Origin of the sequence: Veillonella sp. R32 (assembly GCF_010093125.1) — a bacterium.
Lineage (GTDB): Bacteria > Bacillota > Negativicutes > Veillonellales > Veillonellaceae > Veillonella_A.
Genome location: NZ_NMZQ01000030.1, coordinates 1 through 5,379, shown reverse-complemented (window position 1 = coordinate 5,379; position 5,379 = coordinate 1). Strand labels below are relative to the sequence as shown.

Below are 5,379 nucleotides of genomic sequence, written 5' to 3'. Positions count from 1 at the left end.
AGCCACTCCAGAAGCAAAAGCTAAATTAACTGATGGTAATATTGGTGTGGTGGCTAATGATACTACTGATGGTTTAGAGATTAAATTAGCAAAGGACCTCAATCTTCCAGATGGTAGCGTACGTATTGGTGGTACTGCAGGAGATACGCCAACAGGTGGCATTTACATTGCTAATCAAAAAGGCGTGGCAACTACTAAAGATGGTGTAACTGAAGATGGTTTGTTCATCACAGGTTTAGGAAATACAACTTGGAATCCAGAAAAAAATGGCATTGTAAGTGGCCGTGCAGCAACGGAAGATCAATTACAAGAGGTAGCGAAAGCGGCTAAAGATGCAGGCAGCACAGCAGAAGGTAAACTTGGAGAATTTACTATTGGGGCTGATACACCAAAAGAAGGTGAAAATAAAAATATCACGGTGAATAAAGAGAATACTCACTTTGATATTAAAGGCGTCGGTCCTAACATTAATACAGCTGTCACTGGCAACACGATTGAAGTGGGTTTAGCTAAAGATATTACTTTAAATGATGGTAGTATAACTACTACTACAAAAGATGGCATTACGACTAAAGTTGATGGTACAGGCGTAACAATTACAACGAGCAATGGAGATAAAGATAAAACTGTATCCTTAACTAATAAAGGCCTTAATAATGGCGGTAATAAAATTACCAATGTAGCAGATGGTGTGGATGACAATGATGCTGTTAATATGTCTCAATTAAATAAAACTAAAGACGATATTAAAGCTCTTGAAAGCAAACTAGGTGCTGCTGGTGAATTAACTAAAGTTGACCAGAATGGTAATCCAATTGATGACAGTAAACTGGTTACTGGCAATGATGGCAAGAATTATAACCCATCTGATGTTGATGAAAATGGTAACCCTAAAGACGGAGCTAAGCCGGTTGAATCTACCTTAGGTTCTGGTGCTGACACTAGCGGTCTAGGTCTTGATAATAAAGATAATAGCAAACCTATTACTGCTGATGAAGCTAAAACTATTATTGGTGGTACTCCAGGCGCAGATGGTCAACCAGGTAAAGATGGTTTACTAGACAAAACTGGCTCATCTTTGAGCAATTTAGCTACAATCAAAGACCTTCAAGCCGTAGCACAAGCTGGTCTTGACTTTGGTGGAGATACTGGTGATACAGCACATCGTGCATTAAGCCAAAAATTAACTATCAACGGTGGCATCACTGATGAAAGTAAATTAACCGACAAGAATATTGGTGTTGTTTCTAATGGTACTGATACATTAACTGTAAAACTTGCTAAAGATATTAACCTTGGCAAAGATGGCAGTGTAACAACTGGTAATACTACCATTAATAATGATGGTCTTACTGTAAAAGGTGAAGACGGCAAACCTGGCACTACTGTAGGTTCCGATGGTATGGTTGTGAATGGTGATGATGGCAAACCAGCTACAACTGTTGGTAAAGATGGCATTTCCACAAATGGCAAAGATGGTATCTCTGTGAATGGTGAAGATGGCTCTTCTACAACAATCAAACCTGATGGCGTAACGTCTAAAGATCCTAATGGTAATTCCACAGTTCTAGGCCCTAATGGTGTAGAAGTGAAGGATAAAAATGGTAACACTGTTGTAACAATCAACGATAAGGGCATTTCCAATAATAATGGTGGCCCAACTAATTTAAATGATGGGTTAAGTGTTCCTGGTGGTCTAGTTGTTCTTCCGGGTGAACAAGTAAATGGTCAATATGTTCCAGGCACTGGCACAATTAGTGCAGAAGGTAACCGTATTCAAAATGTAGCACCTGGTATTGCGCCAACTGATGCGGTGAATGTAGGTCAGTTAAATGGTGTAAAACATGATTTGAATAATCGTATGAACACGATTGGTGCTCATGCAGCAGCTATGGCAGCCCTTCATCCAATGGAATATTTAGAAAATGAAAAATTATCCATTGCAGCAGGTGTTGGTACATTCCAAAGCAAACAAGCCTTAGCAGTAGGGGCCTTCTATCGTCCAAACGATGATACTATGTTCAGTGTTGGCGGCTCTTTCGGTGGTAATGAAAACATGTTTAACGTGGGTGTATCTTTACGTGTAGGTCAAGATAGTGACTATGCGAAAGGGGCACAGAATTACAAACAAGCACCACTTAGCACATTGACTGTTCTTGATGACAAAGTAAATACGCTTGAAAAAGAAAATGCTGCGTTAAAAGATCAGTTAGAAACACAGCGTGAGCAGATTAAGATGTTAATGGAACGTCTAGGCCTGTAATATGAGTTGATTCAGCCTTGAAAAATAATAGTGCAAATTTAAAAATGAATTGACGGTGTAATTAAAAATAAATTGGCACTGTAAATTCAAAATACGAAAATTTAATAGAAGATGTTTAAACACAGCATTAGACTTTGGTCTAGTGCTGTGTTTTTTTTGATAGAGTGTAAACTACTATTTTATGAATAATGAGTGTCTTTTTGGATTATTCAATTCGTGAAAAAGGTTACATGTGATGAAAGTAAATTGAAAATAATTGAAACGGAGAGTGTTGGCTTATGTATTGAATTTCAAAGAAATATGAATGTGAAGATGGATTGTTAATGAGAATGAATATAAGAAATGCCAATAGTATGCAAAAAAATATTTAATTGACTAATGAAGAAACAGTGATATAATCTTTATTGAAAACAGATATGACTCTGTTTTAGTTGTCATTTAAAAATGTGGTTCATTAAATTATATAGTTATAGTTAACATTTTGTTAAATCCTTTAAATTGTTGGCTTTTCTAAAAAATCTCTGCGAATTAGTAAATTGATTTTTGAATGATACATACATATTAAAAGTGATAAGCTATCATTTTTGTGTTGGAGTTAGTTTAAAGAATTAATGGAAGTTAATTGGAAACCTAACTATTGTTACATGAGAACAGAGTCATAATTGTTTTAGTTTTACGTTGTGTGAAGAGTTGGAAATGAGGTTTTATAATGAAAGCGAATAAAGATATGAAGTTTGCATCTAAATTAGTCGCTGCAATGTTACTAGGTGCTGTTGGCACTGGTTTATATAGTGTTGATGCAGCAGGTTTAGCTGGTTCCTATGTAGGGATTGGTACTAAGCCAACGGATGCTACAGTTGTTAAGAGTGGTACTGAATATAAAGCTGACGGTATTGTAGGAAGAGATAAATTAGTTGATTATCGTCAGACCACAAATGCTCAAGGCAATCCTTTTGAACGTATTCCTACAAATGACAATAAAAATGGTGAAGGCGTTGATGGTACGGCTACAGCGAATGACAGTAAAAAAGGGGTAGGCACAACAGCTATTGGTTTAGGTACTTATGCAGCACGTGATTATGCTACGGCTGTGGGTACTTATACAAGTGCTATTAGTGGTAGTACTTCTGTTGGTTCCGGTGCGTATGCTTCACGATACAGTGCAGCTTTTGGCCGTAATACGTATGCGAATAGCAAAGGTGTTGCAGTAGGTGATGGGGCGCGTGCAGCAGATGGTTTAGCTATTGGTACAGGAGCTACTGCAGGTGAATTTTATAAATACATTCAAAGCGATGGCACTCAAAACTATGGCGCTATTATAAATAGTATTGCTATTGGCCCTAATGCGACTGCTGTAGGTGGTACCGCTATTGGCGCTAAAGCTCAAACTAATAGTTTATATGGTGTAGCGTTAGGTCAAAACTCTAAAGTTTCATATAATGGTGTAGCCCTAGGTGTTAACGCTCAGGTTACCGCTAAAGGTAATGGTGGTATTGCCTTAGGTACATCCAGTGTAGCAAATCGTGGTGCTGGTACTATCGGTTATATGCCATTAGTTGATGGTGTTAAAGGGGAAGTGGCTGCTAATGATAGCCGCTTAGCTGAAGTAATGGGGTTAAGTGATGATATTAAAAACTTCACTACTAAATATGCAAACGAAATTTCAGAATATAATCAATTAAATAAAAATTACAGTGACATTAAATCACAGGAAGACGCACAAAAACAGATTATGATAGCTACTAAAGGCAATGATGCTGCTGCTTATCAAGCTGCCAAAACTGAATATGATAAACTTAGCAAGGATGCAGTAGCAGCTACTAATGCACGTAATGCTTGGACTGCGGCACATCAAGAGTTTACTCAAGCTATGGCAGAGCAACAATCTGCATTAGCTGTTTTTAAAGCTACTGATGGTGCAGTAAGCGTTGGTTCTGATTCGTATGTTGATGCAAAGACTGGTAAAACAATTCAAAGTACTCGTCAAATCATCCATGTAGCAGCTGGTACAGAAGATACTGATGCTGTTAACGTAGCACAATTAAAACATGTAGCTGATGAAACAGCCAAAAAAGCGAATATTGATGCTAGTAACATTACGCCAGATCAAGTTAATAAATGGCAGGTGGCATTAGGTATTAATCAAAATACAGTAGGCAATGTTGATGCTGTCACATTATCTGAAGGTACTAATGTAAAAATTGAGCCTACATATAATGACGATAAATCACGTGTTAACTATAAAATCTCGGTAAACGATAGTGCTATTAAAGCAGCTGTTATGCCAGAAGTAGATAAAAAATTAGATACTAAAGCTGACCGTGATGCTTCTAATTTAACAGAATCTGACGTTAATAACTGGAAAAATACGTTAGGTGTAAATAATCTTACAAGTGATGTTTCTGGTTTACAAGACCGTGTAAATGGTTTGGATAATCGCGTTAATAAACTTGATGAACGTGTAGACAAAGTAGGTGCTGGTGCGGCTGCGTTAGCTGGTTTACATCCATTGGAATTTAATCCAGATGATAAATTCTCTGCTTCTGTAGCTATGGGTAGTTACAAAGGTCAAGGTGCGGCTGCACTGGGTGGTTTCTACCGTCCAAATGCTGATACTATGTTCAGCGTATCTAGTACTATCGGTGAAGATCCAATGTTTAATATTGGCCTATCTTTAAAATTTGGTCAAAAAGGTGATGATATTTACCGCAATGCCAATGCAACAAATATTGGTGCTCTAACATCTGAAGTAAACTCATTGAAAGCTGAAAATAAAGGTTTAGCGGATCAGGTGGCTAGTCAAAAAGCTGAATTAGAACAACAACGTGCATTAATTCAACAGTTAATGGCTAAAGTTGGTATGTAATTACTAAGTCAAATTTATGAGTTGAGTTTATGAGCTAAGTTTAGTGTTTATATAGTTAGCGTATTATAATTTCATAGTTGTAAATTTTAAAAGCATGCATTCGTTTAGAGTGCATGCTTTTTAACTTTATAATTTTAAGTTTTAATAAATATAAAAAATAATTATATAGTAATCTTGATTTAACAATTCGTGTAAAATAAATTCATAGTAGATTAATAATACATTAAAATAAGGGTTATAGGACAAAACG

The 5,379-nt window shown here is 36.7% G+C and carries 2 protein-coding genes; both read left to right on the top strand.

Annotated features, from left to right (window positions below):
* A partial coding sequence (locus tag VER_RS07300) for a YadA-like family protein (protein ID WP_202922146.1) occupies positions 1-2,263 on the top strand: 2,263 nt, incomplete at its 5' end.
* A gap of 709 nt (positions 2,264-2,972) precedes the next feature.
* Entirely contained in the window at positions 2,973-5,129 is a 2,157-nt protein-coding gene (locus VER_RS07295) for a YadA-like family protein (RefSeq protein WP_162100205.1), read from the top strand.
* The last annotated feature ends 250 nt before the right edge of the window (positions 5,130-5,379 follow it).